Annotated in this window: 19 protein-coding genes; 12 read left to right on the forward strand and 7 right to left on the reverse strand. The window is 72.9% G+C overall.

Going from position 1 to position 16,851, the window contains the following annotated elements; translation table 11 throughout:
• Positions 1-15: 15 nt before the first annotated feature.
• The 8 genes from ACZ7PG_RS04515 (at position 16) to ACZ7PG_RS04550 (ending at position 5,477) form a co-directional block, all read left to right on the forward strand.
• Positions 16-261, forward strand: a complete 246-nt coding sequence (locus tag ACZ7PG_RS04515) for an acyl carrier protein (protein ID WP_470237694.1) — start codon at positions 16-18, stop codon at positions 259-261.
• A 1-nt stretch (position 262) separates the two neighbouring features.
• Positions 263-736 (forward strand): SRPBCC family protein, encoded by a 474-nt coding sequence (locus ACZ7PG_RS04520; protein ID WP_470237695.1) that lies wholly within the window; start codon positions 263-265, stop codon positions 734-736.
• Complete coding sequence (locus ACZ7PG_RS04525; protein WP_470237696.1) at positions 733-1,785, forward strand: methyltransferase; 1,053 nt, start codon at positions 733-735, stop codon at positions 1,783-1,785. The genes ACZ7PG_RS04520 and ACZ7PG_RS04525 overlap by 4 nt, the downstream gene beginning before the upstream one ends.
• Entirely contained in the window at positions 1,782-2,795 is a 1,014-nt protein-coding gene (locus ACZ7PG_RS04530; RefSeq protein WP_470237697.1) for a methyltransferase, read from the forward strand. The genes ACZ7PG_RS04525 and ACZ7PG_RS04530 overlap by 4 nt, the downstream gene beginning before the upstream one ends.
• A gap of 10 nt (positions 2,796-2,805) precedes the next feature.
• Positions 2,806-3,615 carry a class I SAM-dependent methyltransferase gene (locus tag ACZ7PG_RS04535; RefSeq protein WP_470237698.1) on the forward strand — a complete coding sequence of 270 codons (810 nt, stop codon included), beginning with the start codon at positions 2,806-2,808 and terminating at the stop codon, positions 3,613-3,615.
• A 76-nt stretch (positions 3,616-3,691) separates the two neighbouring features.
• Positions 3,692-4,300 carry a TetR/AcrR family transcriptional regulator gene (locus ACZ7PG_RS04540; protein WP_470237699.1) on the forward strand — a complete coding sequence of 203 codons (609 nt, stop codon included), beginning with the start codon at positions 3,692-3,694 and terminating at the stop codon, positions 4,298-4,300.
• A 95-nt stretch (positions 4,301-4,395) separates the two neighbouring features.
• Positions 4,396-4,794 (forward strand): ester cyclase, encoded by a 399-nt coding sequence (locus ACZ7PG_RS04545; RefSeq protein WP_470237700.1) that lies wholly within the window; start codon positions 4,396-4,398, stop codon positions 4,792-4,794.
• Positions 4,791-5,477 carry an SDR family NAD(P)-dependent oxidoreductase gene (locus tag ACZ7PG_RS04550; RefSeq protein WP_470237701.1) on the forward strand — a complete coding sequence of 229 codons (687 nt, stop codon included), beginning with the start codon at positions 4,791-4,793 and terminating at the stop codon, positions 5,475-5,477. The genes ACZ7PG_RS04545 and ACZ7PG_RS04550 overlap by 4 nt, the downstream gene beginning before the upstream one ends.
• Before the next feature lie 13 nt (positions 5,478-5,490).
• Here the strand turns inward: ACZ7PG_RS04550 and ACZ7PG_RS04555 are convergent, their stop codons facing one another.
• Complete coding sequence (locus tag ACZ7PG_RS04555) at positions 5,491-5,979, reverse strand: GNAT family N-acetyltransferase (protein WP_470237702.1); 489 nt, start codon at positions 5,977-5,979, stop codon at positions 5,491-5,493.
• Positions 5,972-6,799 carry a LysR family transcriptional regulator gene (locus tag ACZ7PG_RS04560; protein ID WP_470237703.1) on the reverse strand — a complete coding sequence of 276 codons (828 nt, stop codon included), beginning with the start codon at positions 6,797-6,799 and terminating at the stop codon, positions 5,972-5,974. Before ACZ7PG_RS04560 ends, ACZ7PG_RS04555 begins: the two co-directional genes overlap by 8 nt.
• A 95-nt stretch (positions 6,800-6,894) precedes the next feature.
• Here ACZ7PG_RS04560 and ACZ7PG_RS04565 point away from each other — a divergent pair, with 95 nt between their 5' ends.
• Positions 6,895-7,734 carry a TIGR03620 family F420-dependent LLM class oxidoreductase gene (locus ACZ7PG_RS04565; protein WP_470237704.1) on the forward strand — a complete coding sequence of 280 codons (840 nt, stop codon included), beginning with the start codon at positions 6,895-6,897 and terminating at the stop codon, positions 7,732-7,734.
• Here ACZ7PG_RS04565 and ACZ7PG_RS04570 read toward each other — a convergent pair.
• Both ACZ7PG_RS04570 and ACZ7PG_RS04575 read right to left on the reverse strand, forming a co-directional pair.
• Positions 7,721-8,284 (reverse strand): P-loop nucleotide/nucleoside kinase family protein, encoded by a 564-nt coding sequence (locus tag ACZ7PG_RS04570; protein ID WP_470237705.1) that lies wholly within the window; start codon positions 8,282-8,284, stop codon positions 7,721-7,723. The two genes, ACZ7PG_RS04565 and ACZ7PG_RS04570, sit on opposite strands and share 14 nt — an antisense overlap.
• A 234-nt stretch (positions 8,285-8,518) precedes the next feature.
• The gene (locus ACZ7PG_RS04575; RefSeq protein ID WP_470237706.1) at positions 8,519-9,052 is read right to left on the reverse strand and encodes a DinB family protein; all 534 of its coding nucleotides are present in this window, start codon (positions 9,050-9,052) and stop codon (positions 8,519-8,521) included.
• A 34-nt stretch (positions 9,053-9,086) separates the two neighbouring features.
• Between ACZ7PG_RS04575 and ACZ7PG_RS04580 the strand changes: the two genes are divergently transcribed.
• Positions 9,087-9,452 (forward strand): hypothetical protein, encoded by a 366-nt coding sequence (locus ACZ7PG_RS04580; RefSeq protein WP_470237707.1) that lies wholly within the window; start codon positions 9,087-9,089, stop codon positions 9,450-9,452.
• On the opposite strand, the gene ACZ7PG_RS04585 is transcribed toward ACZ7PG_RS04580, so the two are convergent.
• Positions 9,441-9,890 (reverse strand): MarR family winged helix-turn-helix transcriptional regulator, encoded by a 450-nt coding sequence (locus ACZ7PG_RS04585; RefSeq protein ID WP_470237708.1) that lies wholly within the window; start codon positions 9,888-9,890, stop codon positions 9,441-9,443. The genes ACZ7PG_RS04580 and ACZ7PG_RS04585 overlap by 12 nt on opposite strands.
• A 113-nt stretch (positions 9,891-10,003) precedes the next feature.
• Between ACZ7PG_RS04585 and ACZ7PG_RS04590 the strand changes: the two genes are divergently transcribed.
• Positions 10,004-12,415 carry an FUSC family protein gene (locus tag ACZ7PG_RS04590; RefSeq protein WP_470237709.1) on the forward strand — a complete coding sequence of 804 codons (2,412 nt, stop codon included), beginning with the start codon at positions 10,004-10,006 and terminating at the stop codon, positions 12,413-12,415.
• A gap of 50 nt (positions 12,416-12,465) precedes the next feature.
• On the opposite strand, the gene ACZ7PG_RS04595 is transcribed toward ACZ7PG_RS04590, so the two are convergent.
• Positions 12,466-14,340: a Calx-beta domain-containing protein gene (locus ACZ7PG_RS04595; protein ID WP_470237710.1), complete on the reverse strand. Its 1,875-nt coding sequence runs from the start codon at positions 14,338-14,340 to the stop codon at positions 12,466-12,468.
• Between the two features lie 345 nt (positions 14,341-14,685).
• Between ACZ7PG_RS04595 and ACZ7PG_RS04600 the strand changes: the two genes are divergently transcribed.
• Positions 14,686-15,486 (forward strand): LLM class flavin-dependent oxidoreductase, encoded by an 801-nt coding sequence (locus ACZ7PG_RS04600; RefSeq protein WP_470237711.1) that lies wholly within the window; start codon positions 14,686-14,688, stop codon positions 15,484-15,486.
• Positions 15,487-15,586: 100 nt separating this feature from the next.
• On the opposite strand, the gene ACZ7PG_RS04605 is transcribed toward ACZ7PG_RS04600, so the two are convergent.
• Positions 15,587-16,795, reverse strand: a complete 1,209-nt coding sequence (locus ACZ7PG_RS04605) for an MFS transporter (protein WP_470237712.1) — start codon at positions 16,793-16,795, stop codon at positions 15,587-15,589.
• Between the last annotated feature and the right edge of the window lie 56 nt (positions 16,796-16,851).

The raw sequence follows: 16,851 nt of genomic DNA on the forward strand, positions 1-16,851 counted from the left end.
TACTGGAGGTGGCACATGACACTGGCCGAATTCGTCGACGTGATCCGCGCGTGCGCGGGTGACCCGGACGAGCACGACCTGGACGGCGACATCCTGGACGTCTCGTTCGACGACCTGGGGTACGACTCGCTCGCGCTGATCGAGGTGTCGGCGCGGCTGCGGCAGGACCACGGCATCGAGCTGGACGAGATCCCCGAGCTGGCCAGCCCGCGCGTCGCGCTGGAGCTCATCAACGGCACGCGCGAACGCGAGGTGGCGTGACATGGCGGCCGGAACGGAAAACTCGGTGACCATCGACGCGCCGCTGGAAGTGGTGTGGGAGTTCACCAACGACGTCGAGGCGTGGCCGGAGTACTTCGACGAGTACGCCGCGGTCGAGGTGCTGCGCCGGGAGGGCGACACGATCGACTTCCGGCTCACCACCAAACCCGACGCCCAGGGCCTGGAGTGGTCGTGGGTGTCGCGCCGGACCGCCGACCCGGTGACCCGCACGGTGCGGGCCCATCGGCTGGAGAAGGGCCCGTTCGAGTACATGCGGCTGCGGTGGTTCTACACCGAGTCCGGCGGCCGCACGACCATGCGGTGGGTCCAGGAGTTCGCGCTGCGCGCCGACGCCCCGTTCGACGACGCGGCGATGGTCGAGCGGCTGAACACCGGCTCCCGCAAGAACATGGCGCACATCAAGAAGATCCTCGAAACGTCCGTCCCGACCGGTACCCGGAAGGAGTCCGAGTGACCACAGTAGACAACCCGGCGGCGGCAGACCTCGTGCCGTCCCTGGACGACGTCCACGCCCGGCAGCTGTTCCTGCTCGCCAGCGCGGGCCGGCTCGCCAAGGTCGTGCACGTGCTGGTGGAGCTGCGGATCGCCGACCTCGTCGGGGACGGCGTGCGCACGGTCGAGGACCTGGCCGCCGAAACCGGGACGAACGCCGACGCGCTGCTGCGGGTGCTGCGGGCGGCGGCGTCCGTCGGGGCCTTCGCCGAAGGACCCGACGGGGCGTTCTCCGGGACCCCGGTGTCCGACGCGCTGCGGGCCGACAACCCACGCGGGCTGCTGCCGCTGGTGAAGTACAACAACCTGGACCTCACCTGGCAGCCGTACGAGCGGATCATGCACAGCGTGCGGACCGGCGAGCCCGCCTTCGACCAGGTGCACGGGCGAACCTTCTTCGAGCACCTCGAAAACGAGCCCGAGTCCGGCGCGTTCTTCGAGCGTTTCATGATGCACTTCAGCCGGGTGATCGTCGGGCGCGAGCTGCCCGGCTACCGGCTGGACCGGTTCTCGCGGATCGCGGATCTCGGCGGCGGCGACGGGTGGTTCCTCACGCAGGTCCTGCTGGCCAACCCGGCGGGCACCGGCGTGCTGATGGACCTGCCGCGGGTCGCGTCCTCGTCGGCGCCGGTGCTGGCCGAGCACGGGGTCGCCGAGCGCGTCACCGTGGTGCCGGGCGACTTCTTCACCGACCCGATCCCGGGCGGCTGCGACGCGTACCTGTTCAAGGGCGTCCTGCACAACTGGTCGGACGCGGACGTCCGCCGGGTGCTGCGGCGGGTGCGCGCGACCATCGGGGACACCGGGGCCCGGCTGCTCGTCTGGGACCAGGTCGTCGCGGCGGGCAACGTCTGGGACCACGCGAAGTTCCTCGACATCGACATGCTCGTGCTGTTCGGCGGGCGGGAGCGGACCCTGGCCGAGTGGCGGACGCTGTTCGCCGAGGCGGGCTTCACCCTCTCGACCACGACGGCGAGCCGGTGGTCCATGCTCGAATGCGTCCCGGCGTGACCGCGACGGAGGTTCCGGACAGCGCGGGCGGGATCCTGGACCTGATCATGGCGTTCTACCGCTCCCGGGCGGTGATCTCGGCCGTCGAGCTGGACCTGTTCAGCACGCTCGCGGGCACATCGTTGACCGGCGCCGAGCTGGGTGAGCGGGCCGGGCTGCACCCCCGCGGCGCGGCCGACTTCCTCGACGCGCTGGTGTCGCTGGGGCTGCTCGAGCGCACCGGCGACCGGTACTCCAACACCCCCGAGGCGGAGCGGCACCTCGTCGCGGGGAAGCCCGGCTACGTCGGCGGGTACGCCCGCATGGCCGGCGGGATGCTCTTCCCGGTGTGGGGCAAGCTGACCGACGCGTTGCGCACCGGAGAGGCCCAGGTCCCCCGCGGCCGGGGCATCTTCGACGGGTACCGCGACGACAACGCCACCCGCGGGTTCCTCGGGGCGATGGACGCCGTGAACGGCGGGGTGGGGGCGGCGCTGGCGGCGGTCTTCGACTGGAGCCGGTACTCGTCGGTGGTGGACCTCGGCGGCGCGCGGGGCAACCTCGCGGCGACGCTCCTGCGCGAGCACCCGCACCTCGACGCGACCTGCTTCGATCTCCCGCCGGTGCAACGGTTCTTCGACGAGCACACGGCCGCGCTCGGCCTGGCCGGGAGGATCCGGTTCGTGGCCGGCGACTTCTTCGCCGACCCGCTGCCGGCGGCGGACGTCTTCGTCGCCGGGCACATCCTGCACTACTTCGACCTGCCCGGCCGCCGGGAGCTGCTGGCCCGCGTCCACGAGTCGGTCAAGCCGGGCGGCGCGGTGCTGGTGTACGACCGGATGATCGACGACGGCCGCCGGGGCCGGCCGTTGAGCCTGCTCGGCAGCCTCAACATGCTGCTGACGTCGCCGGGCGGCGCCGAGTACACCCCGGCCGAGGCGCGGAAGTGGCTGGCGGAAGCGGGTTTCGGCACGGTCGAGGTCGCGGCTGTGGGGTCGCTGGACACACTCGTCGTCGGATACAAGGACTGAGGGCACCGCGGTGGAAAAGATTCGGTTGACCGGTGCGCAGGAGACCCTGCTCGCCACGTTGTACGCCAAGGCGCTGGACAACCGCTCGCCCCGGCCGGTGCTGGGCGACGGGAGCGCCGAGCGGCTGATGAGCCGGCTCGACTACGACTTCGGCAAGATGAAGTTCATCGGCCGCGACCGGCGCACGGTGACGTTCCGGGCCAAGAAGCTCGACGAGTGGACGACCCGGTTCGTGGCCCGCAACCCGGACGCGCTGGTGCTGCACCTCGCGTGCGGGCTCGACAGCCGGGCGTTCCGGCTGCCGCTGCCCGCCGGGGTGCAGTGGATCGACGTCGACCAGCCCGACGTCGTCGAGCTGCGGGAGAAGCTGTACGAACCGCGCGACGGCTACCGGGTCATCGCCTCGTCGGTCACCGAACAGGCGTGGCTCGACGACGTCCCGGCGGACCGGCCGACGCTCGTGATCGCCGAGGGTCTTACCCCGTACCTGCAGCAGGCGGACGGCCTGACGATGCTGCGCAGGCTGGCCGGCCACCTGCCGCACGGCGAGATGACGTTCGACGCGGTCCTGCCGTGGACGCTGCGGATCGCCCGGTACTCGCGCCTGGTCCGGACGACCGGCGCGTCGTTCGGCTGGGCGGTCGGCGATCCCCGCTCGCTCGAGAACCTGGTGCCCGGCCTGCGGCTGCTGGAGGAGTGGTCCCTGCTCGATTCGCCGCACCTGGCCGACGCGCGGGCCCAGGACCGCGTCACGGCGTCGATCATGAAGCTGGCCCGGCCGCTGCGGTACGCGCACCGCCTGCTGCACTACCGGTTCTGACCGCGGCGGGGTGGTCCCCCGGGACCACCCCGCCTTTTCCGCATCGATCGATGCGGAAGCGCGTAGACTGCGGGCCGTGGAGACGGACAAGCGACGCCCGACCGGCCGGCCGCGGGGGTTCGACCCCGACGCGGCCCTCGAACGCGCCCTGCTGGTGTTCTGGGAGCAGGGCTACGAGGGGGCCAGCCTGGCCACGCTGACCGAGGCGATGGGCATCTCCACCACGAGCATGTACGCGACCTTCGGCAACAAGGAAGAGCTGTTCCGCAAGGCCCTGGAGCGCTACACGGAGGGCCCGAGCGCCTACGTCGTGCGCGCGCTGGAGAAGCCGACCGCGTTCGACGTCGCCACCGCGATCATCGCGGGCACGATCGACACGACCACCCGCCCGTCCGGTCCGAACGGCTGCCTGGGCGTCCAGGGCGCGCTGGCCACCGGCGACGCCGGCCGCGGCGCCCGCGAACTGCTCATCGGCTGGCGCGACGACGGCTACGCGACCCTCCGCGACCGGTTCGACCGAGCCATCGACGACGGCGACCTGCCCCCGGAAGCCGACCCGGCCCTGCTCGCCCGCTACCTCACGGCGCTGGCGTACGGCATCGCGGTGCAAGCGGCGAGCGGCGTCGACCGCGGCGACCTGCAGGAGATGGCCGACGCCGCCCTGCGCGGCTGGCCGGTCCTGTAGCCCTTTCGGACTTCCGCATCGATCGATGCGGAATCTGCTACAGTCGAGTTCTGCATCGATCGATGCGGAAGTACCCGACGAGAACAGGGGTCGCCGTGGCTCTGCGCGCGTTCTACCTGCGCTACCTCGAGGAGCTCAACGCCCACCGGTTCGACCGGATGGACGAGTTCATCGCCGACCGGACCACGCTCAACGGCGAGCCGGCCACCCGGGACGACCTCATCGCCGTCCAGCGGGCCGACGTCGACGCGGTCCCCGACCTCCACTGGCGGCTCGAGGATCTCCTCTTCGACGGCGACCGCCTGGCCGCGCGCCTGGTCAACACGGGCACGCCGGCCAAGGAGTGGCTCGGCGTGGCGCCGAGCGGCGCCTCGTTCGAGATCGCCGAGTACGCCATCTACCGGGTCCGCGACGGCCGGTTCGTCCACATGACCGCCCTGCACGACGCCGGCGAGCTCCGCCGGCAGCTGACCGACCGAAAGGGACGCGCATGACTGTCACCCTGATCACCGGAGCCAACAAGGGCATCGGTTTCGAGACGGCAAAACACCTTCTGGCATTGGGACACACCGTCTACATCGGAGCCCGCGACACCGAGCGCGGCGAGAAGGCCGCGGCGGACCTCGGCGCGAGGTTCGTCCAGCTCGACGTCACCGACGACGCCTCGGTGAGCGGCGCACTGGCCGCGATCGACTCGGCCGAGGGCCGGCTCGACGTCCTGGTGCACAACGCGGGCGTCCTGGGCAGCGAAGCCCTCGACGGCCCCACCGCGCTAAGGGTCTTCGACACCAACGCCGTGGGCATCGTGCGCGTCACCGAGGTGGCGCTCCCGTTGCTGCGCAAGTCGTCGAACCCCACGGTGGTCACGGTGTCGAGCAGCGCCGGCTCGTTCTGGGCGGTCACCAACCCCGACCGGCCGGAGTTCGGGCTGCCGCTGGCGTTGTACTCCGCCTCCAAGTCGGCGGCCACCATGCTGACGGTCCAGTACGCGAAGTCCCAGCCGGGCATCAAGTTCAACGCGGTCGAGCCCGGTACGACCGCCACGGACATGACCGCCGCCTTCGGGATCGGGCGGTCCCCGGAGGAAAGCGCCCGGACGGTCGTGCGCCTGGCGACCCTCCCTGCGGACGGCCCGACGGGGACCTTCCAGGACGAAACCGGGGAGCTGCCCTGGTAGCGGCGCGCCGGGCTCAGCGCAGCGGGATGCGGTAGCGCCAGGTGGCGCCGGTTTCTTCGCGCACTCCGCCGTGGCCTTCGATCGTCTTCGCCGAAGCCATGTTGCCGGCCTCGCAGACCAGCACCACGTGGTCCATGCCGAGACGGCGGGCTTCAGCCAGCATCCGGCCCAGCGCCCACCCGGCCAGGCCACGGCCGCGCGCGGTGGGGCGGATGCCGTAGCCGAGGTGCCCGGCCCGCCGGACCGACTCGTGAGTGGCGTGCCGCAAGGCGATCCCGCCGAGCACTTCGCCGTCCTCGACGATCCAGCGGTACGTGCAGTTCGGGTCCGTGCCGAGCCGGGCGACCCAGGCCGAAAACCCTTCCGGCGAAAGGACTTCGTCGGAAGGTAGCAGGCCGAAGCCGTCCTCGTGCGAGCCCGGACCCCACTCCGCGTGCGCGTCGAGCCAGGCGATGTGCAGCCGCGCGGTGGGAGCGACCAGCCGCGGGCCGGCGTCAGTCACCGAACGCCGCCCGGTGAGCCGCAGCGCACGTGTGCGGCAGGTCGTCCGGGACGACCACGCTGCCCGTGGTCGTCGTCCGCGGGGCGAGTGGGATCGCGCGTACCCGCGTGGACCTGATCTCCGTCACCTGGCCGGCCGGCAGCACCGTCCAGGCGGCCGGATCCGAGCCCACCTCGACGATCGTGTCCTGGACCGTCCCCGCCGGACGCCCGGGCCGCACCGCGACACCCGCTTCGCGCAGCACCGACGGGTCGTGGACGCGCAGTCCGCCCTCCGCCAGCTCGGCCACGCTCACGGTCTCGCGCCCGGCGGCGGGATGGCGTGCGGACACGACCGCGAACAGCGGCTCCGTCCAGGCGGGCAGCACCCGCACCCCCGGCGCCGCGCCGACGCCGCGGGCCAGTGCCACGTCGATCTCCCCCTGGCGCAGGGCGTTCAGACGCTCGGACGGCGGCAGGTCGACGAGCACGACGTCGAAGGCCGGCGACCACGTCCGGAGCGCGTCGATCCCGCGCTCCAGCCGGGCGGTGACCCCGGGGGCTGTGCCGATGCGCATCACCCCCGCCGGGCCGGCCGCCGCGCTCCGGACCCGGTCGGCGGCCGCGAGCGCGTCGCGGGCGGCGGTGAGCACCCGGTGCCCGGCCGCGGTCAGCCGGACCCGGCGTGGCGAGCGGTCGAACAGCCGCTCCCCCAGCTCGCGCTCCAACTGCGCGATCTGCCTGCTGACCGCGGGCTGCGCGATGTGCAGCCGCTCCGCCGCGCGGCCGAAGTGCAGCTCGTCGGCGACCGTGACGAAGTACCGCAAGGCCCGTAGTTCCACTGGTTCTCCCCTGGGCTGGGACGATGCCGTCAGGTTATCGCTGCGCGTCGGCACCGGCCCTGGTTCGCGCCGGGCCGTCGTGCTGAAGTCGCGGCATGAGCATTGATCCAGGTCCGCTCGGCGCCCACCTGCGCGAGCACGAAGTGACCCCGGAAAGCGCCGCCGAAGTCGAACGGGCCGGCTATGGCACGCTCTGGCTGGACGCCTCGCCGCCGGCCGACCTCGCCTTCGCCGAAGAGCTGCTCGACGCCACCACGCGGCTGGTCGTCGGCACGAGCGTGGTGAACGCGTGGACCGCCGACGCGGACACGGTCGCCGCGTCCTACCACCGGATCGTCGCGAGGCACCCCGGCCGCTTCCTGCTGGGCGTCGGGATCGGGCACCGCGAAGTCCATGCCGAGTACGCGTCGCCGTACGACACCCTGGTGTCCTATTTGGACCGTCTCGCGGCCGGCGGGGTGCCCGCCGACCGGACGGTGGTGGCCGCGCTCGGGCCGCGGATGCTGCGCCTGGCCCGCGACCGCACCGCCGGGACGGTCCCGTGCCTGGTCACCCCGGACCACACCCGCCTGGCGCGGTCGGTCCTCGGCGCAGGCAAGCTGGTGCTGCCGGGCCACTTCGCCCTGGTCGAACCCGACGCTGCCAGGGCGCGCGCGATCGCCCGGTCCGCCCCGCCCGGGACCGCGCTGGGCGTCGCCAACTACGCGGGCAACCTCGGGCGGCTGGGCTTCACCGAGGACGACCTGGCCGGCACCGGCAGCGACCGCCTCATCGACGCGCTGGTCGCCCACGGCGACCCGGCCACGGTCGCGACGCGGCTGCTGGCCCACCGCACCGCGGGCGCGGACCAGGTCGGCGTCTACCCCCTCGGCGACGACCCGATCGCCACGCTGCGCGCGGTCGCCGACGCGGTGCACGCCGTCAAACCCGGGTGAGGTGCCGGAGAACCAGCCGGACGCACTCGGCCGCGCTCACCGCGGCGGTGTCGACCACCAGGTGGTCACGGTCCCACGGCTCGTAGTCCCGCGCGAGGACGTCCGACCAGGTCGGCAGCGCGAGACCGGCGATGTCGCTGACCCGCCCCTCGACGCGGGCCCGGTGCTCGCGCGGATCGGAACACACGAGCTCGACCTCCAGCACCCGAGGGTCGACCGCGCGCCACGCGTCCCTGGTGAGTGTCAGGGGGTTGACGCACTCGGCGACGACGTCGACGCCGTTGGCGAGCTGGTCGCGGGCCAGGGCGTAACCGGCGACGTAGCCGGCGGCCCGCGGCCGGGCGGTGAGCTCGCCGGAGTCGGCCAGCGCCTGCTCGATCGTGTCGATCCGCAGGTAGGCCGCGCCGAGCGCGCGAGCCAGCGGACGGGCCACGGTGGACTTGCCCGTGCCCGGCAGCCCGCCGAGCACGACCAGCCGGCCGCCGGATCGCCCGGATCCGCTCAGCGACAACAGATCCGCCTGGTTCCCATGCACCGAAAGTAGGGACACGTGCGTACGGTGTCAACGATGTCCGGATCATGAGCCGGTGTCCGGTGTGGACAGTCTGTCGCTGGTCCGGGGATGATGGCGGGCATGCGCATCTCGGCCAGGCTGCCGGTGAGCCCCAGTGGTCGCGGCTGCTGGTCGATCTTTCCCCGGCTTCACGCGCGGCTACTGGGATTTCCTCTCCTCCGGCGGCCAATTCCCACATGTCGACCGGCACCTGCGGCCTCGTGACGGCCGCTAACGTGCGGCCTCGGCCAGGCACTGCCGGATGTCGCCGAGGTGGTGGGTCACCTCGTGGGCCGCCTGGCGGACCAGCCAGCGGGCCGTGCGGTGCTCGCCCGGGAGGCGGGTCACCGTGCGTTCGTGGTCGGCCGGGGTCAGGCGGTCGATCTCCGCGTCGAGCCCCTCCGCGCACGCCGCGAGGTCGTCGCGGAGTCCGTCGAGGGTGCGGTCGTTGTAGTGGAAACGGCGGGCTCGCAGGTCGTTGAGCATCGGCTCGAGGACGGGCCGGTCCTCGGTGCGGGCGCGGTGCACCCGGATCGTGTACGTGACGCAGACGTCGCGCAGGTGGAAGAGGTACTCCTGCGCCGACCAGTGGTCCGGCCGCGGGCGGTGCCGGAGGTCCGACGGCGGTGCTTGCGCGAGCACGGCGTCCACCGCGCCGGGCAGCGACCCGATGAGCGCGCGGGCGGTTTCGATCGTGAGCGTGGGGTAGGAGAGCCCGCACGCGGCGCAGGCGTGGTCCTCCCCCGCCAGCGGCGGAACGGGCACCACCCCATGGTCGCAGCCGCGTATCGTCCCGTCGATGACACGAGTGCTCGTCATCGGTCTCGACCCCGCCAAGCTGGACGGCTGGGACCCCGTGCCGGTCCAGGCCGCGATCGCCCGCGGCCGGGCGCGGTTCGACGAGCACGCCATCGCCGCCGACTACTGCCTGGTCTCCCCCGACGACCATCCCGAACAGACCATCGCCGGGGCCTTGACCGGGGACACCTACGCCTGCGTCGTCATCGGGGGCGGCATCCGCACGCACGAACCGTTGCTGGAGCTCTTCGAACGCGTGCTCAACCTGGTCCGGCAGCACGCGCCCGCCGCGGCCATCGCGTTCAACACCAGCCCCGAAGACTGCGTCGACGCCGCGTTGCGCTGGGTGCGCCCGTCACTCGGGTAACAGGCTCACGTCGTACTCGCGCGCGACCGCCCGGTTGTAGCGGGCGAACGACTCCCCGATCACCCGCAGCTCGTCCTCCGGGACGCCGGCGAACATCGCGGCCAGGTTGGCCCGGCGGCGCTCGTGCACGCGGTGGGCGCGCCGGCGGCCCTCGTCGGTCGCCGCGACGATGCTCCGGCGGCGGTCCCCCGGGGCCGGGGTCCGCTCGACCAGGCCGGCGGCCGTCATCGCCGACACCTGCCGGCCCGCCGTGGACGGGTCCAGGCCCAGCGTCGCCGCCAGCGTGGTGATGTCCGCCGGGCCCGTCACCTCCAGCGTGCGCAGGAGGAGGTAGCCGGCGCGGTCGACCTCGTCGTAGACGTCGGTGCGGCGGCTGAGCAGCTCGAAGTTGCGCACCATGACCGCGGTGTGGGCCTCGATGAGGTCGAGCGCGTCCATGTCGTGAACCTACCGCCCGGCCGATTGCCTCGCCGCAGCTGATGTCGGTATCATACCGATAAATGTCGGCATGATACCGATATCTTCGGCGGAAGGCGGGGGAAGTCACTCGAATGGGACGCGCGACGGCGACGATCCACCGGATCAGGGACAAGGCGATCGGCTCCGATCCGGGCCTGACCCGGCTGTGGAGCGCGGCCTCGGCCGCCGTCGCCATGACGACCGGCCTCGCCGTCGAGTACGGCTACGCGACGCTGACCGGAGCCGGGCCGCAGGCCACCCTGGTCGCCGCCCTGCTCGGCGCCATCACCGCGATGATGGGCTCGATGGCCCTGAGCGGCACCGGGGTCTGGCGGAAGGTGCGCACCGCCGCGCTGTTCCCGGTGGCGATGGGCCTCGGGATGGTGGTCGGCGTGCTGGTCGCGCCGCACACCGACCTGATGCTCGCGGTGTTCGTCGTCGTGATGTTCGCCGCCGTGTTCGTCCGGCGGTTCGGCATCCCGTTCTTCTTCTACGGCTTCATGGTCTGGATGGGCTACTTCTTCGCCGCGTTCCTGCACGCGACCCTGGCCGGCCTGCCCGCCATGCTCGTCGCCGTCGTCATCGCGAGCGGCTGGGTGCTGCTGCTGTCGCTGACGGTGCTGCGCGGGAACCCGCGTCGCACGCTCGCCCGCACGCGCCGCGCGTTCGGCGCCCGGGCCCGCACGGTCGTCCGGCGCTGCGCCACCCTGCTGGAAAACGGCCAGTCCCCGCGCCGGGTCCACGCGGCGCAGGCCCGGCTCGCCGAATCCGCGCTGATGATCGAGGCCTGGTCGGCCGAGGTGCCCGTGCTGCCGGACGCCGTCCCGGCGGCGGCGATCCGGCGCACCACCATCGACGCACAGCTCGCGATCGACCTGCTCGTCACCGCCTGCGCGCAGCTCGCCGCCGAGCCGGACCGGGACCTCGTCGTCCGCGCGGTGCGGGTGCTCGACCTGTTCGCCCGCAACGACTACGCCGCCGCCGGGCTCGCCGCCGAGGCACTCCTGGCGCGCGCCGGCACCTCCCCCGCCCGGCTGGTGGCCGCGGCCGTCACCGACTACCTCGGCGTCGTCCGCCGCGCGGACCGCGACGGCCTCGCCGTCACCACCGGCTTCGAACCCGCGGTGACGATCGCGATGGGCGCGCTGCCGGGTTCGGCCGCCGCGGCCGGCGACGTCGAACCCCGCGGCCGCGCGTGGAACCCGTTGCGGCGCCTGGACTTCACCACCCGGCAGGCCGTGCAGGTCGCCGTGGCGGGCGGACTGGCGATCGTGCTCGGCCGGCTGCTGTCCGAGCAGCGCTACTACTGGGCGGTGATCGCCGCGTTCGTCGCGTTCACCGGCACCGCGAGCCGGTCGGAGGTGGTCCTCAAGTCGGTCAACCGCGTGCTGGGCACGCTGGTCGGCCTCGGCGCGGGCATCGCGCTCGCCCACCTGACCGCCGGGAACACCGCGGCGGTGCTCGCGGTGATCGTCGGCAGCATGTTCTGCGGCTTCTACCTGCAGCGCCTGTCCTACGCCTACATGATCTTCTTCGTCACGATCATGGTGAGCCAGCTCTACAGCGTCCTCAACGAGTTCTCCCCCGGCCTGCTCGTGCTGCGGCTGGAGGAGACGGCGATCGGCGCGGCCGTCGGCGTCGGGGTCGGCCTGCTGCTGACGCCGCTGAGCACCCGCGACACCGTCCGCACCGCCGAACGCGCCCTCGCGCGCACCCTGGCCGAGCTCCTCGACGCCGTTGCGGACCGGATCGAGGGCCACGCGACCGCCCCCGACCTGGACGCGCGGATCCGGGTGCTGGACAACGACCTGCGCCAACTGCGGCTGGTGGCCGCGCCGCTGGTGGCGGCCGTGCCGTGGGGTGGCGGGTCCCGCACCACGCGCCACCGGCTGACGCTGACCGCCACGCTGGTGCAGCACACCCACCGGCTGGTCGCGCGCCCCCGCCGCGGCGGCGCGACCGATCGTTCCCTCGCCGCGCCCGCCCGGTCCCTGGCCGCCGTCGCGACCGCCGTCGCCGAGCCGGGGACGGACGTGCTCCCCTCGCTCGGCCTGGCGGAGGCGGCCCTCACCGGGCACCGCGCCGAGGCGGACGAACCCGCGCTGCTCGAGCTGATCCACCTGCGCCGCCTGCTGCACGAGATCGCCACCGGCGCCGAACCCGGCCTGCTCGCCGAGCCGGCCCCACCGCTCGTCACGCCGATCCGCGGACACGTCCACGGCGCGACCGGCTCGCCCCTGCCGGGCGCCACCCTGACCCTGGTCGACGCCGACGGCAGGCAAACGGCCCGGGCGACGTCGGCTCGCGACGGCGGTTTCGCGCTGGAGGCACCGCGCACCGGTTCCTACGTCCTGATCACCGCGGCGCTCCAGCACGCACCGGCCGCCGCGACGGTCCTGGTCCACGGCCGCGAAGTGGTGCAGGACATCTGGCTCAAAGCGGCCGCGCGTGTGACCGTCCCGGCCCGCCGGCAGTGCCACCGCCGCGACGTCCACTGCCGCTGAAGCCCACCCGGGGCGGGCAGGGAGCCGCCCGCCCCGGGTGGTTCACCGGATCAGCGCCGGCAGGGGTTGCCGGCCGGGTGCGCGGTGGATCCGTGCACGTCGGCCTGGGACTCCGCCAGCACGATCTTCGCCAGCGCCGTGTCCAGCGCGACCGCCTGCTGCTTCACGACACCGTTGGAGATCGTCTGGCCGTTGATCTTCAGCGAGCCGATGACCAGCGGGATGGTCAGCGGTGCCGAACCCACGGTGACCGAGACGCCGTTGATCTTCAGCGAGGCGACGTTCGAGCTGCCGGTCAGGGCCGGGGCGAGCCCGCCCGGGACCGGCTGGCAGGTCGCCGCCGCCTGGGACTGGATCACGCCCAGCTCGATCGTGAGCCCGATCGTGCTGATCACCGTCTTGTCGATCTTGGCCGACGCCTGCGCGTGGTCACCGGCCGCCGGCGCCGCGGACTGGTTGTCCGGGGTCAGGTCGGTCGACGAGTTCAGCGCGTGCGTCTGCACCTTGATCAGGCCGGCGTTCAGCGTCGCGTCGAGGACGGTCTTGCTGTCGTCGGCGCAGGGCAGGTTCGCCGGGTTGGCCACGGCCGCGGTGATGCCGATGACGTTCGCGGCGGTGCCGGTGCAGGAGAAGGCGCCGTCACGGTCGTCGTCGACGATCGTGCCGACCCCCGTCGGGTCGACCAGCCCGGCACCGACCGGAGCGGAGAGGTTCACGGTGAACGTCTCGTCCGGCTCGTCGACGGTGTCCGGGTTGACCAGCACCGTCACCGGCTTGGCCGTCTCACCGGGGGCGAAGGTGACGTCCCCGCTGCCCGCGGCGTAGTCGGCCGGCGCGGTCGCGGTGCCGTTCGCGGTGGCGTAGTGGACGCTCACCGGGTTCGGGCTCGTCCCGCCGAGCAGGGACACCGTGAAGGTGGCCGGCACCGGCGCACCGCCGGAGCCTTCGTCCACCGTGACGTCGTTGACGCTCAGGCCGAGGACGCGCACGGTCGTCGTCTCGACGAAGCCGCGCGAGACGCCGTCGACCAGGTAGTCGACCGTGCAGTGGTAGGTGCCCGGCGCGGCACTGGCCGCCGCGGCGATCGTCTCGGTGAACGTCGCGACGTCACCACTGCTCACCTTGACGCTCGCCGGCGCGTTGGTGAGCGTCAGCTGCGGGTCGCAGGTGGTGACGTGGGGCGCGACCGTCACCTCGATGGACTTGATGCCGGCCAGGATGGCCTGGGACACCTGGTCCGAGGGCACGTTGTTGAGCAGCACGCCGCCGGTGGCCGAGGCGATGGCACTCGCCTGGCCGGAGGCGTCGAGCGCGCCGACGTTGACCGCGACGACGCGGATGTTCGCCGCCTTCAGCGCGGCGATCGTGTCGGCCAGGGTGTGGCCGCCGCTGGGGTCGTGCGACGGCGCGTCGCCGAACCACGCGATGATGCGGGTCCCGTCCGGGCGGAACGAGACGGCGCCGGTGGCCAGCTCGTAGAGGGCGTTGAGGTCGGCTTCGGGCCCGTCGCCGCCACCGCCCGCCTGCCACTGGTTGATGCCGGTCTGGACCGCGCCCGTGTCCGTGGTGATGCCCTGGTTGACCTTGAACGGCACGGAGTCGGAGAAGTCCTTGTACTCGGCGACGCCGAACTGGGCGGTGGGCTGCGCGGCGAGCACGTCGCCGGTGATCGCGTTGGCGTTGGCCCGGACGTCGGCGATGGCGCCGCCCATGCTTCCGGTGGTGTCGGCGAGCAGGACGAGGTCGGGGTTCGGCGGTACGGCCGAGGTGGTGACGTGCTTGGTGACGGTGGTGCTCTGCCCGGCGGCGAGCGTGAGGTCGACGGTGGCCGGGTCGACCCCCGGCGGTGCCGCGGCCGCGACGACGGTGGAGGCCAGCACGGCACCGGCCGCCGTCAGCGCGACGAAGACTGATCTTCGAAACATGGACGTCCCTTTCGAGCCCCGGCGAAGGGCCGGATTCCTGTGGGTTGCCTGAGAGAGACGAAATGCGCGTGAATTCGTTAGCGGATGGGGAGATCGTCACCCGGACCGCCCTGTGTCCGGGCCTCAACGGGCTAGCGGGGCCGATTCCGGGCTACGCAGACGATCGCGGGAATACGCCGAAGGGTGGGAAAATCCGGAAAGGCGTCACGCTCCAGAGCGACGGCAACCGCGTATTCCGGCACCACGCGTATTGCCCTGAGGACCGAGGAACCGCGTTTTCTGCCGTTCGGTGCGCGAATTACCACCGGATGTCGTAACGGACCCCGCCTGGGTAGCGTTCCGGGCATGACCGCACAGCACGCGCTTTGGCTCCCGCTCTTCGACGACCTGGCCGACCCGGCGCTCGTCGCCCGGCTCGCCGCCGAGGCCGAAGAAGCGGGCTGGGACGGCGTCTTCGTCTGGGACCACCTCCGCTGGCGCGAGCCGGTGACCGCCGCGGCCGACCCGTGGATCACCCTGGCCGCGGTCGCCACCGCGACGTCGAAGGTCCGCTTCGGGCCGATGGTCAGCGCGATCACCCGCCGCCGTCCGGCCAAGCTCGCCCGCGAGACGGCGACCCTCGACCGCCTCGGCGGCGGCCGGCTCACGCTCGGCGTCGGCCTCGGCAGCGACCGGTTCGGCGAGGAGTTCTCCCGTACCGGCGAGGAGTGCGACGACCGGGTGCGCGCCGGCATGCTCGACGAGGCACTGGACGTCCTCGCCGCCGCGTGGTCCGGCGAGGTCGTGCACCACCGCGGCGAGCACTACACGGTGGACGGCATCCGGTTCCTGCCGACGCCGGCAGGGCGCATCCCGGTCTGGGCGGCGGGCTTCCCGGGCAAGCCCCGCCCGATGCGCCGCGCCGCGCGCCTCGACGGTTATTTCCCGGTGAACCTCGACTCGGCCGACCGTTTCGCCGAAGCGGTGGCCCAGGTCGAGGCGCTGCGCACGGGGACGGGGCCGTTCGACTACGTGGCGGAGGTCGGGCCGGGCGTGGACAGCTCGCCGTACGAGCGGGCGGGCGCGACCTGGCTGCTGACCGGCTTCGACCCGGAGGCGCTGTCCGTCGACCAGGTGCGCGGCGTGCTGCGCGACGGGCCCCGCTGACCCAACGAGTCGCGGCGGCCGCTCAGGGCGTGAGCTGCCGGTGCCCGGACCGCGGCGCCGGCCCGCTGACCCGGCGAGTCACGGCGGCGGCGCCGGCCACTCAGAGCACGAGCTCCGGCGTCCCCACCGCGCGGCGGCGAGCCAACGCGAAGCCGGCCACCGCCAGCGCCAGTCCGATCGCGCTCACCACCACGCCCGCCCAGGCCGTTGCGCGGTAGCCCAAGCCTGCCGCGATCACCACACTGCCCAGTGCCGCGCCGAGGCTGTTGGCCGTGTTGAATGCCGACTGGTTCAAAGCCGCTCCCATCAGCTGGGCGCCCGGGGCCACCGCGATCAGCCGGGCCTGCAACACCGGGCCCAGGAACAGGATCGTCCCGCCGATCAGGAACGCGCCGGTGAACAGGCCGAACGCCGAGCCCACCGTCAGTCCGAAGTAGACGTTCGCGGCGATCACCGCGGCGAACCCCACCACCATGGCCCGCTGCAGGTTCCGGTCCGCCTGCCAGCCGCCCAGGATGTTCCCCGCCGTCATGCCGAGCCCGACGGCGACCAGTGCCCACGGGACCGCGCCCGGCGACAGTCCCGTGACCGACGTGGTGATCGGCGCGAGGTAGCTGTCGACGGCGAAGAACCCGGCGATCCCGATCGACGCCGTCACCGCGACCAGCCACACCTGCGGCCGGCGCAGCGCGCGCAGCTCGTCGGCCGGTGACCCGCCCGCGGCCGGCGCGTCCGGCACCGTGGCCGCCACCGCCAGCAGGGCGAGGAAAAAGACCCCGGCGATGATCAGGTACGCCGTCCGCCAGCCGGCCGCCTGCCCGAGCCGGGTGATCACCGGGACGCCGGCCACGTTCGCGACGGTCAGCCCGCTCAGCACCACGGCGAACCCGCGTCCCTCGCTGCCCGGCCCCATCAGCGTCGCCGCCAGCAGGCCCGCGGCTCCGAAGTACGCGCCGTGCGGCAGGCCCGCGGCGAACCGGGCCACCAGCACGAGGCCGAACGTCGACGCCACCGCGGAGGCGACGGTGCCGAGCACGAACAGCACCAGCAGCCCGAGCACCAGCCGTTTGCGCCGCATCCGCGCGGTGATCGTGGCGAGCACGGGCGCGCCCACGACCACGCCCAGCGCGTACGCGGTGATCATCCACCCCGCCCGCGCGACCGAATCCGGTTCGGCGTTCCCGAGCACGCTGTGCGCGATCTCGGGCAGCAGCCCGGCCGGTACGAACTCGGTAAGGCCGATCGCGACCGAGCCGAGGGCCAGGGCGAGCAGGGCCGCCCATCGGCGTCGCCGGGTGAGATCGTCCATTCCGGCGACTTTAGCAACGCTGTTGCGTTAATACCAGAACCCGGCGGTAAGGTGGC

The sequence above is a fragment of the Amycolatopsis sp. NPDC114504 genome, assembly GCF_055633595.1.

What these genes read in the sequence shown, in the direction of transcription:
- ACZ7PG_RS04605 (WP_470237712.1), bottom strand. Translation starts at nt 16,795, where the DNA reads ATGGACGATCTCACCCGGCGACGCCGATGGGCGGCCCTGCTCGCCCTG.
- ACZ7PG_RS04580 (WP_470237707.1), top strand. Translation starts at nt 9,087, where the DNA reads ATGACACGAGTGCTCGTCATCGGTCTCGACCCCGCCAAGCTGGACGGC.
- ACZ7PG_RS04515 (WP_470237694.1), top strand. Translation starts at nt 16, where the DNA reads ATGACACTGGCCGAATTCGTCGACGTGATCCGCGCGTGCGCGGGTGAC.
- ACZ7PG_RS04595 (WP_470237710.1), bottom strand. Translation starts at nt 14,340, where the DNA reads ATGTTTCGAAGATCAGTCTTCGTCGCGCTGACGGCGGCCGGTGCCGTG.
- ACZ7PG_RS04585 (WP_470237708.1), bottom strand. Translation starts at nt 9,890, where the DNA reads ATGGACGCGCTCGACCTCATCGAGGCCCACACCGCGGTCATGGTGCGC.
- ACZ7PG_RS04520 (WP_470237695.1), top strand. Translation starts at nt 263, where the DNA reads ATGGCGGCCGGAACGGAAAACTCGGTGACCATCGACGCGCCGCTGGAA.
- ACZ7PG_RS04590 (WP_470237709.1), top strand. Translation starts at nt 10,004, where the DNA reads ATGGGACGCGCGACGGCGACGATCCACCGGATCAGGGACAAGGCGATC.
- ACZ7PG_RS04550 (WP_470237701.1), top strand. Translation starts at nt 4,791, where the DNA reads ATGACTGTCACCCTGATCACCGGAGCCAACAAGGGCATCGGTTTCGAG.
- ACZ7PG_RS04565 (WP_470237704.1), top strand. Translation starts at nt 6,895, where the DNA reads ATGAGCATTGATCCAGGTCCGCTCGGCGCCCACCTGCGCGAGCACGAA.
- ACZ7PG_RS04600 (WP_470237711.1), top strand. Translation starts at nt 14,686, where the DNA reads ATGACCGCACAGCACGCGCTTTGGCTCCCGCTCTTCGACGACCTGGCC.